Origin of the sequence: Acidovorax sp. ACV02 (assembly GCF_014851475.1) — a bacterium.
Lineage (GTDB): Bacteria > Pseudomonadota > Gammaproteobacteria > Burkholderiales > Burkholderiaceae_C > Acidovorax > Acidovorax delafieldii.
On record NZ_JACUZU010000001.1, the window covers coordinates 373979 to 393431 of the forward strand.

At 65.5% G+C, this 19453-nt stretch carries 17 protein-coding genes; 7 read left to right on the forward strand and 10 right to left on the reverse strand.

Annotated features, from left to right (window positions below; translation table 11 throughout):
- Positions 1-53 precede the first annotated feature (53 nt).
- From lspA to IB236_RS01790, 3 genes are all read right to left on the reverse strand, one after another.
- Entirely contained in the window at positions 54-557 is a 504-nt protein-coding gene (gene lspA / locus IB236_RS01780) for a signal peptidase II (protein ID WP_099729591.1), read from the reverse strand.
- The gene (gene ileS, locus IB236_RS01785) at positions 557-3442 is read right to left on the reverse strand and encodes an isoleucine--tRNA ligase (RefSeq protein WP_192418488.1); all 2886 of its coding nucleotides are present in this window, start codon (positions 3440-3442) and stop codon (positions 557-559) included. Before ileS ends, lspA begins: the two co-directional genes overlap by 1 nt.
- 113 nt (positions 3443-3555) lie before the next feature.
- On the reverse strand, positions 3556-4608 hold the full coding sequence (locus IB236_RS01790; RefSeq protein WP_192418490.1) for a bifunctional riboflavin kinase/FAD synthetase: 1053 nt from the start codon (positions 4606-4608) through the stop codon (positions 3556-3558).
- 167 nt (positions 4609-4775) lie between these two features.
- Between IB236_RS01790 and IB236_RS01795 the strand changes: the two genes are divergently transcribed.
- Entirely contained in the window at positions 4776-5333 is a 558-nt protein-coding gene (locus tag IB236_RS01795; protein ID WP_055401504.1) for an HNH endonuclease, read from the forward strand.
- Positions 5334-5482: 149 nt separating this feature from the next.
- Here the strand turns inward: IB236_RS01795 and IB236_RS01800 are convergent, their stop codons facing one another.
- From IB236_RS01800 to IB236_RS01815, 4 genes are all read right to left on the reverse strand, one after another.
- On the reverse strand, positions 5483-6883 hold the full coding sequence (locus IB236_RS01800; protein WP_192418492.1) for an alpha/beta fold hydrolase: 1401 nt from the start codon (positions 6881-6883) through the stop codon (positions 5483-5485).
- 88 nt (positions 6884-6971) lie between these two features.
- Positions 6972-8087, reverse strand: a complete 1116-nt coding sequence (locus IB236_RS01805) for an acyl-CoA dehydrogenase family protein (protein WP_192418494.1) — start codon at positions 8085-8087, stop codon at positions 6972-6974.
- 129 nt (positions 8088-8216) lie between these two features.
- Positions 8217-9398, reverse strand: a complete 1182-nt coding sequence (locus IB236_RS01810) for an acyl-CoA dehydrogenase family protein (protein WP_056061013.1) — start codon at positions 9396-9398, stop codon at positions 8217-8219.
- A gap of 47 nt (positions 9399-9445) precedes the next feature.
- Positions 9446-10147: a YceH family protein gene (locus IB236_RS01815; protein ID WP_192418496.1), complete on the reverse strand. Its 702-nt coding sequence runs from the start codon at positions 10145-10147 to the stop codon at positions 9446-9448.
- Positions 10148-10171: 24 nt separating this feature from the next.
- Between IB236_RS01815 and purN the strand changes: the two genes are divergently transcribed.
- Complete coding sequence (gene purN, locus IB236_RS01820; protein ID WP_192418498.1) at positions 10172-10753, forward strand: phosphoribosylglycinamide formyltransferase; 582 nt, start codon at positions 10172-10174, stop codon at positions 10751-10753.
- A 269-nt stretch (positions 10754-11022) separates the two neighbouring features.
- On the opposite strand, the gene xopAW is transcribed toward purN, so the two are convergent.
- Entirely contained in the window at positions 11023-12027 is a 1005-nt protein-coding gene (xopAW, locus tag IB236_RS01825) for an EF-hand domain-containing protein (RefSeq protein WP_192418500.1), read from the reverse strand.
- A gap of 240 nt (positions 12028-12267) precedes the next feature.
- On the opposite strand from xopAW, the gene IB236_RS01830 reads away from it, so the two are divergent.
- Both IB236_RS01830 and IB236_RS01835 read left to right on the forward strand, forming a co-directional pair.
- Complete coding sequence (locus IB236_RS01830; RefSeq protein WP_192418502.1) at positions 12268-12996, forward strand: response regulator; 729 nt, start codon at positions 12268-12270, stop codon at positions 12994-12996.
- Between the two features lie 41 nt (positions 12997-13037).
- Positions 13038-14108, forward strand: coding sequence for an ATP-binding protein (locus IB236_RS01835; protein ID WP_192418504.1), 1071 nt, complete (start codon positions 13038-13040; stop codon positions 14106-14108).
- Positions 14109-14111: 3 nt separating this feature from the next.
- Here IB236_RS01835 and IB236_RS01840 read toward each other — a convergent pair whose 3' ends face one another.
- Positions 14112-14366: a DUF1653 domain-containing protein gene (locus tag IB236_RS01840; RefSeq protein WP_056747477.1), complete on the reverse strand. Its 255-nt coding sequence runs from the start codon at positions 14364-14366 to the stop codon at positions 14112-14114.
- Between the two features lie 66 nt (positions 14367-14432).
- On the opposite strand from IB236_RS01840, the gene IB236_RS01845 reads away from it, so the two are divergent.
- The 3 genes from IB236_RS01845 (at position 14433) to IB236_RS01855 (ending at position 19020) form a co-directional block, all read left to right on the forward strand.
- The gene (locus tag IB236_RS01845; protein WP_192418506.1) at positions 14433-16286 is read left to right on the forward strand and encodes a M48 family metallopeptidase; all 1854 of its coding nucleotides are present in this window, start codon (positions 14433-14435) and stop codon (positions 16284-16286) included.
- A 104-nt stretch (positions 16287-16390) separates the two neighbouring features.
- Positions 16391-17665 (forward strand): RsmB/NOP family class I SAM-dependent RNA methyltransferase, encoded by a 1275-nt coding sequence (locus IB236_RS01850; protein WP_192418508.1) that lies wholly within the window; start codon positions 16391-16393, stop codon positions 17663-17665.
- Between the two features lie 140 nt (positions 17666-17805).
- Positions 17806-19020: a fatty acid desaturase gene (locus IB236_RS01855; RefSeq protein ID WP_056061039.1), complete on the forward strand. Its 1215-nt coding sequence runs from the start codon at positions 17806-17808 to the stop codon at positions 19018-19020.
- A gap of 251 nt (positions 19021-19271) precedes the next feature.
- On the opposite strand, the gene rpmG is transcribed toward IB236_RS01855, so the two are convergent.
- Positions 19272-19442 (reverse strand): 50S ribosomal protein L33, encoded by a 171-nt coding sequence (gene rpmG, locus IB236_RS01860; RefSeq protein WP_008904999.1) that lies wholly within the window; start codon positions 19440-19442, stop codon positions 19272-19274.
- Between the last annotated feature and the right edge of the window lie 11 nt (positions 19443-19453).

Genomic DNA, 19453 nt, shown 5'->3' on the forward strand with positions numbered 1-19453 from the left:
CAGCGCGGCCCGCATGGAGCGGGCCGTTCAGGGGGAACAAAGCCAGCGTGGCCTCAACGCTCGCGCCGCACCCGCAGCAGCTCATCCAGGATCAGGCAGGCCGCACCCACCGTGATGGCCGAGTCCGCCAGATTGAACGACGGGAAGTACCAGCCCGCGTAGTGGAACTGCAAGAAGTCCACCACATAGCCGTGCATGAGCCGGTCCACCACGTTACCCACCGCTCCGCCGAGGATGCTGGACAGCGCAAAGCTGAACAGCTTCTGGCCCGGGTGCGCGCGCAGCTGCCACACGATGAAGATCGTGGCCGCCACGCCGATGCCGGTGAACAGCCAGCGCTGCCAGCCGCCCGCGTCCGACAGGAACGAGAACGCTGCGCCAGTGTTGTGCGCGCGCACGATGTTGAAGAAGCTGGTGATGAACGTGGAGTCACCCAGCTGGTAGTGGTTGAGGATCAGCGTCTTGGTGATCTGGTCGGCGCCCACCAGCAACACCGCCCACGCCAGCCACGGCCACATGCCCGCGCCGGTGCGTCCGGCCTGTGCTGTGCGCGCCATCACGCGTGCGCCCGGCTTTCGCCGTCGCCGTGGAGGTTGCTGGTGCAGCGGCCGCAGATGGTGGGATGGGCGGCATCGCTGCCCACATCACTGCGGTAGTGCCAGCAGCGCTCGCACTTTGCGTCAGAGCTGGGCTTGACGCTGATCTGCAAAGCGCTACCAGCTACCAAATCGATAGCGGATGTGATGAACACGAATTTCAGGTCATCGCCCAGGCTGGCCAGCAGTGCGTGGTCCTCCGGCGCAGCCGTGAGGGTGACGGTGGCCTGCAGCGACGAGCCCACCTGGCCGGCGGCGCGCAGCGCTTCGATCTCCTTGTTCACCGCATCGCGGATCTCGCGGATGCGCGCCCACTTGGCCAACAGGCCTTCGTCGGCACCGGCACCCACGCCCGCCACGTTGCCATAGGTCTCCAGGAAGATGGAGTCGGAGTTGCCAAACACCTTCCACGCCTCTTCGGCCGTGAACGACAGGAACGGCGCCATCCAGCGCAGCATGGCGTGCGTGATGTTGTAGAGCGCGGTCTGGGCACTGCGGCGGGCCAGGCTCTTGGGCGCCGTGGTGTACAGGCGGTCCTTGAGCACGTCGAGGTAAAAGCCGCCCAGGTCTTCCGAGCAGTACAGCTGCAGCTTGGCCACCACGGGGTGGAATTCGTAGACCTTGTAGTGCGCCAGCACCTCGGCCTGGAACTCGGATGCGCGGGTGAGGGCGTAACGGTCGATCTCCAGCATCTGGTCGAACGGCACGGCGTCCTTGGCCGGGTCGAAATCGCTCACGTTGGCCAGCAGGAAGCGCAGTGTGTTGCGGATGCGGCGGTAGGCGTCCACCACGCGGGCCAGGATCTTCTCGTCGCCCGCGATGTCGCCGGAGTAGTCGCTGGCGGCCACCCACAGACGGATGATCTCGGCGCCCAGCTTCTTGTTGATTTCCTGCGGGTCGATGCCGTTGCCCAGCGACTTGCTCATCTTGCGGCCCTGGCTGTCCACGGTGAAGCCATGGGTCAGCAGGCCGCGATAGGGCGCGCGGCCTTCCAGCGCGGAGGCCAGCAGCAGCGAGCTATGGAACCAGCCGCGGTGCTGGTCATGGCCTTCGAGGTACAGGTCGGCCTCAGGGCCGGTGTCGTGGTGCACCTCGGGGTGCGTGCCGCGCAGCACATGGCTGAAGGTGGAGCCGGAGTCAAACCACACCTCCAGGATGTCGGTGCTCTTGGTGTAGTGCGGCGCGTCTTCGGCGCCCAGGATTTCCTCGGTCGTCACGCGGCTCCAGGCCTCGATGCCGCCCTTTTCAACGATGTCAGCCGCCTGGTCCATGATTTCCATGGTGCGCGGGTGCAGCTCGCCCGAATCCTTGTGCAGGAAGAACGGGATGGGAACGCCCCAGCTGCGCTGGCGCGAGATGCACCAGTCGGGCCGCCCGGCGATCATGTCGTGCAGGCGGGCCTTGCCGTTCTCGGGGTAGAAACTGGTGTGCTCGATGGCATCCAGCGCGATCTGGCGCAGCGTCTTGGCGGGCTTCATGCCGGGCTTCGTGAACACGCCTTCGCCCTCGTCCATGCGCACGAACCACTGGGCGGCCGCGCGGTAGATCACCGGCGTCTTGTGGCGCCAGCAGTGCGGGTAGCTGTGTGTGATGTCCTTGGTGGTCATCAGGCGGCCTGCGTTGCGCATGGCTTCGATGATCACAGGCACGGCCTTCCAGATGTGCTGGCCGCCGAACAGCGGGAAGTCGGCCGCGTAGGTGCCGTTGCCCTGCACGGGGTTCAGGATGTCGTCGAGCGCCATGCCATGCGCGCGGCAGGAGTTAAAGTCTTCCAGACCGTAGGCGGGCGAGGAGTGCACGATACCCGTGCCGTCGTCGGCCGTGGCGTAGTCTGCCAGGTACACGGGCGACAGGCGGCGGTAGCCAAAGCTGCCGTCCTCGCTGGCCACGTCGTACAGCGGGTGTTCGAATTCCAGGCCGCCCAGGTTCTTGCCCAGGGTGGAGGCCAGCACGCTGCCGGTGAGGCCATAGCGCTCCAGGCACGAGGCCACCAGCGGCTCGGCCACGAGCAGGATGCGCTCGCCCGTGTCCACCAGCGCGTAGCTGATCTCGGGGTTGAGGTTCAGCGCCTGGTTGGCAGGGATGGTCCAGGCAGTGGTGGTCCAGATGACCACAAACGCATCCTTGACCAATGCGGGCAGGCCAAAGGCGGCTGCCAGCTTGGCGGGGTCGTGCGACTTGAAGGCCACGTCCAGCGTGGTGCTCTTCTTGTCCTGGTATTCGATCTCGAACTCGGCCAGCGAAGAGCCGCAGTCAAAACACCAGTACACGGGCTTGAGGCCCCGGTACACAAAGCCGCGCTCCATCACGCGCTTGAAGGCGCGGATCTCGCCCGCTTCGTTCGCGGGGTTCATGGTCTTGTAGGGGTTGTCCCATTCGCCCAGCACGCCCAGGCGCTTGAAGTCCACCATCTGCTGCGCGATCTGCTCGGTGGCAAACGCGCGGCTCTTGGCCTGCATGTCATCGCGGCTCAGGTTGCGGCCGTGTTTCTTCTCGATGGCGTTCTCGATCGGCAGACCGTGGCAGTCCCAGCCAGGCACGTACAGCGCGTCAAAGCCTTCGAGCTGGCGCGCTTTGGTGATCATGTCCTTGAGGATCTTGTTGACCGCGTGGCCCATGTGGATCTGGCCGTTGGCGTAGGGCGGGCCGTCGTGCAGGATGAACTTGGGGGCTCCCCGGCGGGCGTCGCGCAGGCGCTTGTAGACGCCCTGGTCTTCCCAGTCCTTCACCCAGCCCGGCTCGCGCTTCGGCAGGTCGCCGCGCATGGGGAAGGGGGTGTCGGGCAGGTTCAGCGTGCTGCGGTAGTCCGTGGCGGTGGATGCGGGGGTACTGGCGTTGTCGGACATGAAGGAGCCTTAAAACGGGGCATTCCGGGGCAGGCCCGGAGCAATGCGGGGGAACGGGGGGCGAAACGCGGGAGGTGTAGTGCCTGCAGGGCAGGCGCTGCGCAGGCAGCCCCCTAAATTCGGTCGCGCGTGGTTTGGCGCCGGGTCTCGGTGTGGTTGGGAGCGGCGTGGGCCGATGCAAAGTAGGCGCGCGCATCCGCACAGTCTTTCGCGATACCCGTCGTCAGGGCGTCCAGACTGTCGTACTTCAGTTCGTCGTGCAGTTTGTGCAGTAGTTCCACACGCACGATTTTACCGTACGCCCCTTCGGCACCCAGTTCGGCAGGCCAGTGCAGGCAATGGGTTTCCAGCAGCACGCGGCCGCCGTTCACGTCATTGGGGTCCAGGGAGGGGCGCACGCCCAGGTTGGCCACACCCGGCAAGGGCTCGCCACCGAGACCATGGACCAGTACGGCAAAGATGCCGCTGGCGGCGGGTTTCCAGTGCGCAAACCGCAGGTTGAGGGTGCGAAAACCGTCGCCCGCGCCTTCCGCCGTAGCGCCCAGTTCGCGCCCCAGCTTGCGGCCATGCACCACATGGCCGCTGATGGTGTAGGGCCTCCCCAGCAGGCGTGCCGCCGCCTCCATGTCGCCCGCCGCGAGGGCTTGGCGCACGGCGGAACTGGACACGCGCAGGCCGTGCACCTCGTAGCTGTTCATGCGCGCTACGTCGAAGCCCTTGGTTTGCCCGGCCGAGTCCAGCATGGCGTAGTGGCCCGCTCGCTGGCGGCCAAAGCGGAAATCGTCGCCCACCAGGACGTAGCGGGCGCCCAGGCCGCGCACCAACACCTCGTCGATGAAGGCCTCGGGCGACTGTGCGGCCAGTCGCGCGTCAAACGGTAGCACCACAGTCTGCTGCACACCGCAGCGTGCCAGCTCGGTGAGCTTGTCTCGCAGGGTGCCGATCCGGGCTGGTGCGAGTTCCGGCTTGTGGTGTGCACCGGCAAAGTAGTCGCGTGGGTGGGGCTCGAAAGTGAGCACACAGCTCTCCACCCCCCGGTGTGCGGCCTCGCTGTTCAACAGGGCCAACATGGCCTGGTGACCTCGGTGTACGCCATCGAAATTACCGATGGTCAGCGCGCAGGCGTCAGCGATGCCAGGGTGGTGGAATCCGCGAAAGATCTTCATCGGTTTGTTATCTTTTTGATAGCGGTCTGTGCAAGCGCAATAAGCGCAGGACGCCAATTTGTCATGAAAACGGAGTATATTGTGACCCACGGCTGGCCCCGCGCAGGGCTGCCCGCGAGACATCTGCGTTCCGATCCTTGTGTACTTTGTGTTCCAGGAGGCGTGTTTTGAAGGTCTTGAAGCTGTCAGCCCAAGGGCTGCCCCAATCGTGGATTTCGCTGGAGCAGGCGGTCATTCATTACGCCGCCGGGGAAGTGCGCTGGGAGTCTGGTGCCCAGATTGCCCGGTTCCGGGGCGGGCACAACGCCATCTCGGGTGAGCAATCGGTGATCGCCATCAACAGCATCATCGGCACCAAGGGCGTGCCCAGCATCAATCCGTTCGAGCTCAAGCCCAGCCTGACCAACAGCAAGCTCTTTGCCCGCGACCGCAATGTGTGTGCCTACTGCGGCGGGCACTTTCACGAAGAAGACCTGACGCGCGAACACATCGTGCCCTTCGCCCGCAACGGCCAGGACCACTGGATGAACGTGGTCACGGCCTGCCGCCCCTGCAACCACCGCAAGGGCCCCCGCACGCCAGAGCAGGCGCACATGCCGCTGCTGTATGCGCCCTATGTACCCAGTCTGTGGGAAGACTTCATCTTGCGCAACCGGCGCATCCTGGCCGATCAGATGGAGTTCCTGATGGCCCACGTCCCCAAGTCCTCGCGTCTTTTGGCGTAGAGCGGCTGATACGACCCCGCTGGCGTCGTTGCTCCGTCCTGCCGTACTTTCAGTACTGTCTGCGACGGAGCGCCTAGCCATCGGGGCAGTCTTGACCGCTCTTGGGGGCGTGCTACACGGTGCAAAGACACGGTGCAGCGCCTATTCCTTTAGTAAGTCAGTTCGAGGAACACCAGGTGGCCGCTGGCAGCGGGCCAGGTCTGTCCCACCACGCGTTCGCCATTGAATTCACCCGCAATACTGCGTACGCCCCCCGCAGGCTTGAACTTGGCAGATGCCACGCCAGCGCCGGCGCCAGCGGGCACGCCCGCAGGCACTGCACCATCAAGCAGCATCTTGTCGCGCGCCGGGTCCAGGTAGCCGCGCGGGCGGGTCAAGGTCACGACGCTCTCGGCGCCCTTGTCGGCATCGGCCATGCGTTCTGCGCGCAGATGGATGAGGTCACTACTGCGCGGAAAGCCGCTGCGGTAGATGTGGGTGGTGGCATATCCAGGTGCGGTGATTACGAACTCGATGGGTGCGCCGGGTGCAACCACCAACGGACCCCATTGGCCATCTGCACCCACTGTCTTTCGCAGCAGCGGGTTGCCCGTGCGAGCACCAGTGGCGGAGTCGGTGGCGTACACCTCCAGCTGGGCACCCGCCAGGGGCAGGTTGTTGCTGAAGTTGCCGGTCTTGGGGTCGGCAGAGTCCACCCCCAGGCCCGTGACCTTGCCGTTGAGCACTACGGATTTTTCCGCGGCGATCTCGGTGCGTGCGGGGGCCTTGCCGGTGATGAAGCGGTAGGTGGCTTCAAACGCAGCGGGGGAGTACGAAGTCTCGCGGTGGTCGATGCGCGGGATCACCACGTTGGTAGCGCCCTTGAGCTCGGGCCCTGCGGCGGTCACGTTGGTGGGCGTGCCTTTCTGGCCGATCCACAGGCCGTCGGGCTGGGCGAACTTGTCGTTGTTGTCCGAGCGGATGGTCAGCCATTTCACCGGGCCGCTCACTTCGTCGCCCGCAGCGTTCTTGGGGGCATTCAGCGCTTTGAGGAAGGGGCCTGTGCCCGAGAACTCGTTGCCTTCTCGGAACCCCGGTATCGCCCACACGCCGTGGTTGGGTGTGCCGCCGAGGATTGCGTGGCTCACCGTCTTGTCGCCGCCCCCGTTGTAGATGTAGTTGCGGATGGCATTGCCGCCGCGCGAGTTGCCGACCAGCACGACCTGGCGGGCGCCTGTGGCTTTGAGCACCTTGTCCACTTCGGCCTTGAGGTAGGCCATGTGCTCTGCGGCCGAGGTGCGGCCCGGCTGGGGCTTGGCGTCCTCATCGCGCGATAGGGGGTAAGGCACGTCAATGGCGTGCAGGCGCTCGCGGGGCCAGCCGTTGGATTCGAACCGCCACACGGTGGTTTGCCACAGCGCAGCGGTATCGCCGTTGCCGTGCACAAAGACGATGGGCGGGGCATCGGCCAAGCTGGGGCTCTGGGTGGCGCAACCAGCCAGGGCCAGGGTGACTGCCGCAGCGGAGGCCAGCAGGAGAGATCGGCGTTGCAGCCAGAGTGTGTTGTTCATGAAGCTGTCTCCAGAAAGAAAAAATGCCCGTGGACCTGTGAATCCACGAGCATCGTTGATGGCTGTGACGCGCCTGCGTCAGCGACCGTCAGGCGAACACGCCTGCGGTGTCCTGCATGCGGGCAGACACTTCACCCAGATGGTGCAGCGTGTCGCCAAAAGTCACTTCCAGCTGCGTGAGCTTCTTGAAATAGTGGCTCACGATGTATTCGTCCGTCACGCCGATGCCGCCATGCAGTTGCACAGCCTGCTGGCCCACAAAACGCATCGATTGGCCCAGTTGCACCTTGGCACGCGCCATGGCGGCGCGGCGTTCGGCAGCGGGGGCGCCGAGCTTGAGGCTGGCGTAGTAGCTCATTGATCGGGCCAGCTCCAGCTGCATCTTCATGTCGGCCACGCGGTGGCGCAGTGCCTGGAAGCTGGCAATGAACACGCCAAACTGCTTGCGCTGGTTCATGTATTCGACCGTGATGGCCACGGTCTTGTCCATCACGCCCACGGCTTCGGCGCAGGCGGCGGCAATGCCGGTGTCCACGGCCAGTTCCAGCGCGGCCAGGCCGTCGGTGGTAATGAGCGTGGCGGGGGCGTTGGCCAGCTGCACTTCGGCGGCGCGGCTGCCATCTTGCGTGACGTAGCCCTGCGTGGTCACGCCGCTCGCCGTGCGCTCGACCAGGAAGAGGGCGATCTTGCCGTCGAGTTGCGCAGGCACGATGAAGGCGTCGGCCTTGTCGCCAGCGGGCACTACGCTTTTGATAGCTGTTACCGCATATCCTGATTGCGCTTTGACCGCTTTTGCATCGCAAACGTCCAGGCGGTAGCGCGCCTTGCGCTCCTGCTGGGCCAGCACCACCAGGGCTTCGCCGCTGGCCACGCGGGGCAGCCAGGCGCCTTGTACGTCGGCCGGTGCGTAGTGCGACAGCACGCTGCTGGCAATGAAGGCTTGGGCAATCGGCTCCAGCACAATGCCGCGGCCCAGTTCTTCGGCCACGACCATCGCATCAATGGCGCCCTGGCCCATGCCGTCGTGCGCTTCGGGCACGGTGAGGGCGGTCAGGCCCAGCTCGGCCAGTTCGCCCCAGGCGGCGCGGTCAAAACCGCCTGCGGCCACGGCAGCGCGGCGGCGCTCAAACGTGTAGCCCTTGTCCACCCACTTGCGCACGGCGTCGCGCAGTTGTTCCTGGTCGTCAGAAAAATCGAAATCCATTTGTCTCTCCTTGTGCCGGTTGTGGCGCCATGGCGCCCTCAACAACCAGCGAAGCTCTATCGGGAACCCCCTCCCGGAGGGGGCACGGGGGAGCAGTCCTGTCGCGCAAGGCGCGGACCGTACTGGGCGTCAGCCCAGAACGGTCTGCGCGACGATGTTGCGCTGCACTTCGTTGGAGCCACCGTAGATGGTCGTCTTGCGCAGGTTGAAGTAGGTGGACGCCAGCGGCGCGTTGGCGGTGACGCCGCCGGGGAAGTTGCCCTGCCAGCCCGCCTCCATGGCCTCTTCGATGAAGGGCATGGCAAAGGGGCCGGCGGCCAGCATCATCAGCTCGGCGTAGCGCTGCTGGATCTCGCTGCCCTTGATCTTGAGCAGACCCGCGATGTCGAGCGAGTTCTTGCCCGACTTCTCGGCGGACAGCACGCGCAGCACCAGCATTTCCAGCGCGACGATGTCCACTTCAAGCAGTGCGATCTGGTCCCGGAAGCGCAGGTCATCCCACACGCCTTCGGTCTTGGCGATGCGCTTCAAGCGCTCAAGTTCGCGCTTGCTGCGGTTCACGTCGGCGATGTTGGTGCGTTCGTGGCTCAGCAGGTGCTTGGCGTAGGTCCAGCCCTTGTTCTCTTCGCCGATCAGGTTTTCGGCGGGCACTTCGACGTTGTCGAAGAACACTTCGTTCACCTCGCATTCGCCGTCCAGCAGCTTGATGGGGCGCACGGTCACGCCCTTGGACTTCATGTCCAGCAGCAGGAAGGAGATGCCGGTCTGGGGCTTGCCCTCGGTGCTGGTGCGCACCAGGTTGAACATCCAGTCGCCATGCTGGCCCAGGGTGGTCCAGGTCTTTTGGCCGTTGACGATGTATTTGTCGCCCACGCGCTCGGCGCGGGTCTTGACGCTGGCCAGGTCCGAGCCCGAACCGGGTTCGCTGTAGCCCTGGCTCCACCACACTTCGCCGCTGGCGATCCCGGGCAAAAAGCGCTTTTGCTGCTCGGCGTTGCCAAACGCCATGATCACCGGGGCCACCATCACGGGGCCGAAGGGGATGATGCGGGGCGCACCGGCCAGCGCACACTCTTCTTCAAACAGGTGCTTTTGCACGGCCGTCCAGCCCGGGCCGCCAAACTCTTTGGGCCAGCCAAAGCCCAGCCAGCCTTTTTTGCCCAGAATCTTGGCCCAGCCCTGCATGTCCTCGCGGGTCAGGCGCAAGGCGTTGTGGACCTTGTGGGAGATTTCTTTGGGCAGATTGGCGTGAACCCAAGCGCGAATCTCTTCGCGAAAGGCCTGCTCTTCGGGGGTGAATGCGAGATCCATGCGGTGCGTCTCCTAGTGATACTGCATTTGTAGCACGGTCGTTCGTTTTATTCCTGTCCGGGTGGCGACATTGGACTGAAGTCAGGGGAAATGCCCAGCTCGGCGCACAGGCGCTGCACGGTGTTGCGCAGGCTTGCCACTTCGGCCTCCAGGGCGTCCACGCGGGCCTGCAGCGCAGGCGATGGGCTGGCGCCCGCACTGCCTGCGGGCGCATGGCTGGCGGTGGTGTCCACCGGCCCGCACATCAAATGCGCCCAGCGTTGCTCGCGCGCGCCGGGAGCGCGGGGCAGCTGCACGACCAGCGGGCCACCCTTTTCGGCACTGCGCTCCTGCAACTCGTCCAGAAAGGCCTCGACCGACGAAATGTCCGCAAACCGGTACCAGCGCTCAGCGTTGATGCGCAGCTCACCCGCCGTCTGTGGGCCGCGTAGCATGAGCAGGCCCAGCAGCACGGCCGACTGCTCGGGCACGCCCACGCCACGTTGAAAGTTGTGCTCCCAGCGTGTGGTGCGGTTGCCGCTGCTCTCAAACGCCAGCGTCAGCAGTTTGAGCGAATCCAGCGCCTCCTGCGCCTCGGCGTCGCTGAGGTTCATCACCGGGTCGCGGCTGGTTTTCTGGTTGCAGCCGGTGACCAGGCCGTTGAGCGACATGGGGTAGCTGTCGGGCACGGTGCGCGCCTTTTCCATCAGGGTGGCGAGCACGCGGGCTTCGTTGGGGGTAAGGGGGCGGGTCGCAGGATCAAAAGGCATGGCTGGGATAATCCGGGGCAATTTATGAAGAACATCGTCATTCTGATCTCTGGCGGCGGCTCCAACATGGCCACCATCGTCCGCACGGCACAGCAGGAGCGCTGGGAGCAGCGCTACGGCGCCCGCGTGGCGGCCGTCATCAGCAACAAGCCGGACGCCGCCGGGCTGGTGTTTGCGCGCGAGCAGGGCATCGCCGCCGAGGCGCTGGACCACAAGGCCTTTGCCAGCCGCGAGGCTTTTGATGCCGAGCTGGCGGCCACCATCGACCGCCACCAGCCTGCCCTGGTGGTGCTGGCGGGGTTCATGCGCATCCTGACGCCAGGGTTTGTGGCGCACTACGCCGGGCGGCTCATCAATATCCACCCTTCGCTGTTGCCGGCCTTTACCGGGCTGCACACGCACCAGCGCGCCATCGACGCGGGCTGCAAGTTTGCGGGCGTGACGGTGCACCAGGTGACGGCCGAGCTGGATGTGGGCCCCATCCTGGACCAGGCCGTGGTGCCGGTGCTGCCGGGCGACACCGCCGAGACGCTGGCCGCCCGGGTGCTGACCCAGGAGCATGTGATCTACCCCCGCGCCGTGCGGGCGCTGGTGCGCTCCCTGTAGGGGGGTGAGGTCGGGGCGAGGCAGGCCGGGCGCGTGGGGTGCCCACCGCTCCCACGTTGACAGGGTTGGCGCTACTAAATTTATAGCTATCAAGGCATGATGCACTAGCGCATCTGGCCGATTTGGATCAGATTTCGTGTCCCAGGACCCACCCACCAGCCCCGGGGCCGGTTTCTGGCTCGCACAGCTCGTCAACTGACGGGCGAATCGCACTGTGCGGCCAGAAATCAGGGGTGCCCGGAGGGCGCCGCCGGATCGTTCACACCTTGTCAGGCCACGGCGCTCAGACTGCTGGTGTTCGACGCCGTGCGCCAGTCGCTGGCGGTGCGTTCGTACTGCTGCCGCGCAAAGTCGGCCAGCCGCGCCAGGTCGTTGCGGCCGGTGGACTCGGTGCTGGTGCTGGTGGTGGACTGCACCTGACTGGTCAGCTGGTCGATGAACGCCTGCGACTCGCTGGCGCTGATGCTGGCATCGCCGTCGGTGTCGATGGCGTTGAACAGCGAGGTGATGGCGTCCTGCTCGGCTGTACTGGTTCCGCCCGCCAGGCGCTCGGCGGCCGAGACCACGCCATCCTCGTTGGTGTCCAGGGGGTCGTAGCTGGTCGCCGAGCTGCTGTCGGATGCGGCGCCAGCGCCACCTGCACCCCTCGGACCACCCGGAGGCGGCGGCATGCCGCCCATGGCCTGCATGCCATCGGCACCCGCGCCGGGGCCCGAGGGGCGACCCGCATCGAACTCGGCCTGCGTCAGGCTGCCATCACCATCGGTATCCAGCTGGCTGAACACGTCGTCGCTGCTCACGCCGGTCTGGCTGGCGGTGCCGCCGGACATGGCCTTCAGCAGGGCCTGCAGCTCGGTCTTGCTCACGGCGCCATCGCCGTCGCTGTCCACTTTGCCAAACAGGTCGTCACCCGCCTGGCCGGTGGCGCTGGTGGCCGAACTGCTGCCTTCGCCACCGCGCGATTGGGCAAACGCCATGGTGGAAGGAGGCGGTGGCAGCACGCTTTGCAGAGTCTTGCCCAGCTCGTCGGCGTTCAGGCTGCCGTCGCCGTTGGCGTCGTATTGCTTCACCAGGTCGGCCGCGCTGGTCTGGCTGCTGACGCCGGTTTTCTTCGCCACGTCGTCCAGCAGGCCCTGCAATTCGGTGTCGCTCACGCCGCCGCTACCGTCGGTATCGATCTTGGACAGCAGCCGCTCCGGCGAAGGCCCCGGGCGCGATGCCCGCTGCACGCTCGCACTGGACCAGGCACTGCTGACGCTACTGATGGTCGTCATCGTTGTTCCTTTCGTTCCAAAGGTGGACCGGTGCCGGGCCCTCCACTGCGGAAGCCCTCAGCCATGGCCCGATCCCATTCTTGGGTGCGCGTGTCTCCAGGGTTTGTCCGCTTTGTACCAAGGCCGATACAAAGAGCAGATGCAAGGCATGAACAGGGGGGCAAAGGCCCGCCAGATTGCCCCGCGCAGGGTGCGCAGCCTCCCTAAACTTGGTGCGTTCTTTTGTGCCTGTGCCTGCCCATGCAACACATCCTGGTGGTGGACGACGATGTCGAGATCACCACACTCCTCACCGACTACCTGACCCGCTTTGGCTATGTCGCCCACGCGGCCTGTGACGCGCAGACGATGCGCGCCCAGATGGCCGCCCAGCCCATCGGCCTGGTGGTGCTGGATGTGATGCTGCCCGGCACCGACGGGATCACGCTGGCAAGGGAGCTGCGTGAGCGCTCGCGGGTGCCCATCATCATGCTCACTGCGCGCGCCAACCCGTATGACTGCGTGCTGGGGCTGGAGATGGGCGCGGACGATTACATGGGCAAACCCTTCGAGCCGCGTGAGCTGGTAGCCCGCATCCAGACCGTGCTGCGCCGCACGCGCGGCGCCGAGGCACCTGTGCGGCAAGGGCCTGATGAAGTGGTGCGGTTTGATGGCTGGACGCTGCACAGCCTGGAGCGGCATCTGGTGTCGCCCGGGGGCATGGTGGTGCCCTTGTCGAATGCCGAGTTCCGTTTGCTGTGCACCTTTTTGCGCATGCCGCGCCGCGTTTTCAGCCGCGACCAGCTCATGGAGCAGGCCCGCGGCCGGGCCATGGATGCATTCGAGCGAAGCATCGACCTGCTGGTGTCACGCCTGCGCAGCAAGCTTGCGGACGACCCGCGGTCGCCTTCCATGATCCGCACCGTGCGCGGTGCCGGGTATCTGTTCAACGTGCAGTCGCTGCAAGGGCAGGTAGGGTGGCCCCACTGACGCCCACACAATCGCAGCTGCGCGCTGCAGTCCAGCGCTGCATGCCTGACACCCTGTTTGGCCGGCTCGCCCTGCTGCTCATCGCCGCCGTCATCGTGAGCCATGTGCTGGCGCTGACGCTGATGTTCGAGCTGCGCCCTGCCCATCCAGGCCACCCGCCCGGCCCGCCGCCGCACGCATTGGCGGCCGATGGGCGCCAATTGCCGCCGCCGGGGCCCGCACCGGGCTTGTGGAACGCACCTCCCTCGCTGCAGCTGGGCCTGCTGCTGGACATCAGTGTGCGCCTGGCCGCATTGGTTGCTGCAGCTTGGTGGGCTGCGCGCTGGCTGTCGCGCCCCATGCGCCGGCTGGCCACGGCCGCACAGGAGCTGGGGCGCGACATCCACCGCACCCCGTTGCCCGAGGACGGCACGCTGGAATGCCGCGACGCCAGCCGTGTGTTCAACCAGATGCAGGCGCGCATCCGTCAGCAACTGGCCGAGCGCGACCGCTTTGTGGCGGCCGTGTCGCACGATTTGCGCACGCCCCTGACGCGGCTGCGGCTGCGCACCGAAAGCCTGGGCGACGCCCAGGCGCAGCAGCTGTTTCGGCGCGACATTGCCGAAATGGACGCCATGATTGCCTCCACGCTGGATTACCTGCGCGGCGTGGCGGGTGCGGAGGCTTGGGTGCATCTGGATGTGCAGGCCCTGGTGGACAGCATGGCGGACGACCAGGTGGCGATGGGCCACGCCGTCACCGTGGCGGGGCAGGCTGCCCCTTTGCGCGTGCAGGCCGTGGCAATGCGGCGTTGCCTGGACAACCTGGTGGGAAATGCCGTGCGCTACGGCGGCAGCGCCGAGGTCACGCTGCACGACGCGGCAGACGCCCTGACCATCGAGGTGCGTGACCACGGCCCGGGCCTGCCGCCCGAGGAGCTGGACCGGGTCTTGGAGCCCTTCTACCGTGTGGAGGCCTCGCGCAATCGCCAGAGCGGCGGGGCGGGGCTGGGGCTCACCATCGCCAGCGACATCGTGCGGCGCCACGGTGGCCAACTGGCCCTTCGCAATGCACCGGGCGGTGGGCTGGTGGTGGCCGCAGTGTTTCCGCGCGCTGTCGCCGGATATCAGTAGGGCTCAGGCGGCGGGAGCTTCGCCCTCCCATTTTTCAAACCGGGGGCGCAGCACGCCATCGATGAGCACTTGCTCCTCAAACATGGCGGCTGGTCGCACCCACAGGCCGCGCTGGCCATACAGCGCGCGGTACAGCGTCATGGGCTCCAGCGTCTCGCTGTGGCGCACGGTGTCGATCACTTCATAGAGCATGCCCTTGTAGTGGCGGTACAGGCCGGGTGGCGTGCGGATGAGCTCGGGCAGGTCGTCGTCGGTCATGGTGTTGCGGTGGCGTGAATGGTTAGGATGGCGGCTGAAAAAAATCAACCAGAGTGAGGGACGCCCGTGGATCAGGCAGATTTTGTGCACATGGTGCGCATGAGCGAGCATGCCAGCGCCGAGAACAGTCGCGCATACCGCCGCAGTGTGGCTGCGTTTGCCGCCCTGGGTTATGCATGGGTGCTGGGGTGTATGGCACTGGCCGTGGGTATTTTGCTGTGGGTGGTGCCCCAGTTGCTGCAGGGGCGCTTTCGTTTCGCGATGCTGTGGGCCCTGCTGGGTGCCGGAGGTCTGCTGTGGGTGAGCCTGCGTGCGCTGTGGGTGCGGTTTGATGAGCCCCAGGGCGTGGAGATCACAGCGCTGGATGCCCCCGACCTGTTTGAAGCGCTGGCGCGCATCCGCCGCAAGATCAAGGGCCCCCCCATCCACAAGGTCACGCTGACCGACGAGTTCAATGCCAGCATCCAGCAACTGCCGCGTTTTGGGCTGCTGGGCGGCGCCGTCAATCACCTGAGCATTGGCCTGCCCCTGTTGATGGCACTTGACCGGCCGCGGTTCCTGGCGGTGCTGGCGCACGAGTATGGCCACCTGCGGGGCGACCATGGCCGCTTTGCGGCTTGGATCTACCGCACGCGCCTGTCGTGGATGCGCCTGAACCACAGCCTGGCCGACGATGAAGGCCCGGTCGCTGCCGCCACCCAGCTGTTCATGCGCTGGTACTTTCCTCGTTTCTCTGCCAAGACCTTTGCGCTGGCCCGCCAGGATGAATACGAAGCCGACCGGATCGCTGGCAAGCTGCTGGGCCGCGACGTGACCGCTGCGGCCCTCGCCGAGATCGAGATCCGGGGCGCGTGGCTGCAGGCAGAGTTCTGGGGCAGCCACTGGTGTGCAGCGGCGGGCAATCCATTGCCGGTGGGCCCCTATCGCAGCATGCGCCGTGCCCTGGCCAAGGCCCCCGACGCAGCCTTTGCCAACGACGCCTTGCGCCAGGCGCTCAAGCGCCTGAGCAATCTGGACGACACCCACCCCGGCCTGCGCGACCGCATTGAGGCACTGGATGCCACGCCCACGCTGCCCGACTGGTCGCGCGGCAACGCTTTGGCCCTGTTGGGGCCGGATGCCAAGCGCTGGGTGGCCCATTTCGACAAGCAGTGGTGCCGCGACAATGCCAGCGAATGGAAGCAGCACCACGCCTGGCTGGGGCGCGTGCGCGCACGCGCCGAGGCCCTGGGGGCATCGACGGCACAGAGCAGTGCGGCCGACCTGGTGGAACTGGCCCGCCTCAAGCGCCACCTGGATCCGCATGCCGATGTGCGCGCCCTGTACGAGCTGGCATTGCAGCGCAGCCCCGAATACCCCGCTGCGCTGCGTGGACTGGTGCCTTGCCTGGCGGACGATGATCGGGAGGGCAAGCTCCAGCTGCTGCACCGGTTGTGGGAAACAGGCAGCAGCGACCGCTACTGGGCCGCGCGCACGGCATTGGCCGAGCTGGAGACCCCACGCCTGGGGCTGGACCACGATGCAGCCGCCTTCAAGCAGTGGCGCAAGCGGCTGGAACGCGCGCAAGAATCCGAAGAGCGGGCCTGGGAAGAGCTGTCGGGCACCTCGTTCTTCAGCCAGATCGTGCGGCACGACCTCAGCTCCTTCGAGCTGGCCGAGCTGCAGTCCGAACTGGCCCGCTGCGCTCCTCTGGCCCGCTGCTGGCTGGTGCGCAAGAACCTGCGCGAGTACCCCCAGCGCAGGGCCTACCTGGTGTTTGTCGAGCTGCCGGGCATGGACGATGAAAGCCGCTATCACCTGTGCCGCGCGCTGGAGCGCAACCTGAGTCTGCCGGGGCCGGCGCTGGTGCTGTGGGCGGGCGAGTCACCGACGCTGCAGCAGATCGAGCGCTCAGCGTTCGAGCCGATCTATACCCGTTGACGCCCAAGCCGTGCATGGAGCGACTTGGCCGTTGAGGTTTGGCTCCCGCACTGGGCGGGTGGGGGCGATGTCGCCAGGTTGGCAGGGAATGGGACAATCGCAGGATGCATCCCAAAGTTCTTCTCGACGCCTGCGCCGAACTGGTCAGGCTCACCCTCACGTTTGAACACCCCGCCGACGCGGTGGTGTCGCGTTTCTTCCGCGACAACCGGGGCCTGGGGCCGCGCGAGCGCGCCACGCTGGCTGAAACGGTTTACACCGTTCTGCGCAAGAAGCTCCTGTTTGACCACATGGCCCCGTCAGGCTCGGGTCCCAAGGAGCGCCGCCTGGCCATCCTGGGTTTCTATGGCCCGCGCGATTTCCTCAAGAGTGCGTTGACCGACCAGGAGAAAAACTGGCTGGACCAGTGCGATGCGGTCACGGTCGATGACCTGATGGAGCGCCATCGCCACAACCTGCCCGAATGGATGGTCAAGCCCCTGAAGGACCAGCTGGGCGATGGCTTCTGGCCGCTGGTGGAAAGTCTGGCCCAGAGCGCCCCCCTGGATTTGCGCGTCAATACCCTCAAGGACAAGCGCGCCGATGTGCAAAAGGAGTTGGCCAAAGCTGGCATCAAGGCGCATCCCACACCGTATTCACCCTGGGGCCTGCGCATTGACGACAAGCCCGCGCTGACCAAGCTCGATGCCTTCACGCGGGGCGCCATCGAGGTACAGGACGAGGGCTCACAGTTGCTGGCCCTGCTGCTCGACGCCAAGCGTGGCGAGATGGTGGTGGACTTCTGCGCTGGCGCGGGGGGCAAGACGCTGGCCATTGGCGCGAGCATGCGCAGCACTGGGCGGCTGTACGCCTTTGACGTGTCAGCTCACCGCCTGGATGCGCTCAAACCGCGCCTGGCCCGCAGCGGCCTGTCGAACGTGCACCCCGCCGCCATCGCCCACGAGCGCGACGACCGCGTCAAGCGCCTGGCAGGCAAGATCGACCGCGTCCTCGTGGACGCGCCTTGCTCGGGCCTGGGCACCCTGCGGCGCAACCCCGACCTCAAATGGCGCCAGTCGCCCAAGGCCATCGAGGAGCTGGTGGCCAAGCAGACGGCCATCCTGGACAGCGCAGCCCGCCTGCTCAAGCCGGGCGGCCGTCTGGTGTATGCCACCTGCAGCATCCTGCCGCAAGAAAACGAGGCCATTGCCGAGGCCTTCAGCGCAACACACCCCGACTTCCAGCTGCTGGATGCTGGTGAACTGCTGGAGCAGCTCAAGGTCGAGGGGGCCAAGGGTTTGTGCAGCGGGGGTGCATCGGGCAGTGGTTATTTGCGCTTATGGCCCCATCTGCATCAGACCGACGGGTTTTTTGCCGCCATCTGGGCCAAAAAGGACTGAAACGCTGGAGGCAGGGCTCTAAACTCCCTAAACCAGCGTAAATACTGTGGATTCCCCTGATCCGTTCAGAAACGGGCCCTCTAAAATTAATGACCTGTTTCGTTGGTGAGCGGGTTCTCTGTAGTAAGGTTTTTGTGAATATGCTGTTACCCGACTGGGCTGTACTGAACGCCGCCATCGACTGGCTGGGAAATGGGTTGTGGAACCTGTCCTGGTGGCAGATCGTGTTGTACACCCTTGCCACGACCCACATCACGATCGCGGCGGTCACGATCTTCCTGCACCGCGCGCAGGCACACCGCGCGCTGGACCTGCATGCCATCCCCTCGCATTTCTTCCGCTTCTGGCTGTGGATTGGTACCGGCATGGTGACCAAGGAATGGGTGGCCATCCACCGCAAGCACCACGCCAAGTGTGAAACCGTGGATGACCCCCACAGCCCCCAGACCCGCGGGCTGGACACGGTGATGTGGCGCGGCGCCGAGCTGTACCGCGCCGAGTCCAAGAACATGGAAACCATCAAGAAGTTCGGTCACGGCACGCCCGATGACTGGATGGAGCGCAATGTGTACACCCGCTACGGCTGGCAGGGCGTGGGCCTCATGCTCATCCTGAACCTGGCCCTGTTCGGCGCCCTGGGCGCTGCGGTGTGGGCGGTGCAGATGCTTTGGATTCCCTTCTGGGCAGCAGGGGTGGTCAATGGTGTGGGCCACTACTGGGGCTACCGCAACTTTGAGGCGCAGGATGCCAGCACCAACCTGTCGCCCTGGGGCATCATCATTGGCGGCGAAGAGCTGCACAACAACCACCACACCTACCCCACGTCGGCCAAGTTCTCGGTCAAGCCGTATGAATTTGACATTGGCTGGGTGTACATCAGCCTCATGAAGAAAATCGGCTGGGCTACCGTGAAGAAGGTGCCACCCAAGTTGCAACTGGGCGATGTCAAGCCGGTGGCTGATGAAAAGACGCTGGAGGCCTTGATCGCCAACCGCTATGAAGTGATGGCGGGCTATGCGCGCGGTGTGCGCAAGGCGTGCAAGGATGAGATTGCCGCGCTGCAGGCCCGTCAGGCCGATGTATCGGTGCTCAAGGCCGCCAAGCGCTGGCTGCATCGCGATGCCGAGAAGGTGCCGGCGGGGGCCTTGCCCCAGCTGGCCCAGGCCCGCGCTGCGCATCCGGCCCTGGACAAGATGGTGACCATGCGCGAAGAACTGCGTCAGCTGTGGCTCAACACCTCGCAATCCCGTGAGCAACTCACTGCCGACTTGCAGGCCTGGTGCCGCCGCGCCGAGGAGAGCGGTATTGCCACTCTGCGCGAGTTCTCCATCAGTCTGCGCGCTGCACGGGCCTGATGTAATGCCTTGGTGGCGCTGTCGGTCGGGCCACTGACCCCGGCGCACCTCCCCATAAACCGCTGCAGGGCTTTGTGCCCTCAGCGGTTTTTTGTTGGCTGTGGACCTGCTGGCTCTCGAAGTTGGTGGGGAACAAGTCGTCGATGGCGGGAGGCGGTGCTGTAGTCATCGGGCTGCGTGGATTGCAGCCATGAAAAAAGCCGCCGGGCTGAATGCCGGGCGGCCTTTGGGATGGCAAGAAAGAGACTGAATTACTTCAGCTTCATTTCCTTGTATTCCACATGCTTGCGAGCCTTGGGATCAAATTTCATGATCAGCATCTTCTCGGGCATGGTCTTCTTGTTCTTGGTCGTGGTGTAGAAGTGACCGGTACCCGCAGTGGATTCCAGCTTGATCTTGTCGCGTCCGCCTTTGCTTGCCATGGTGCTACTCC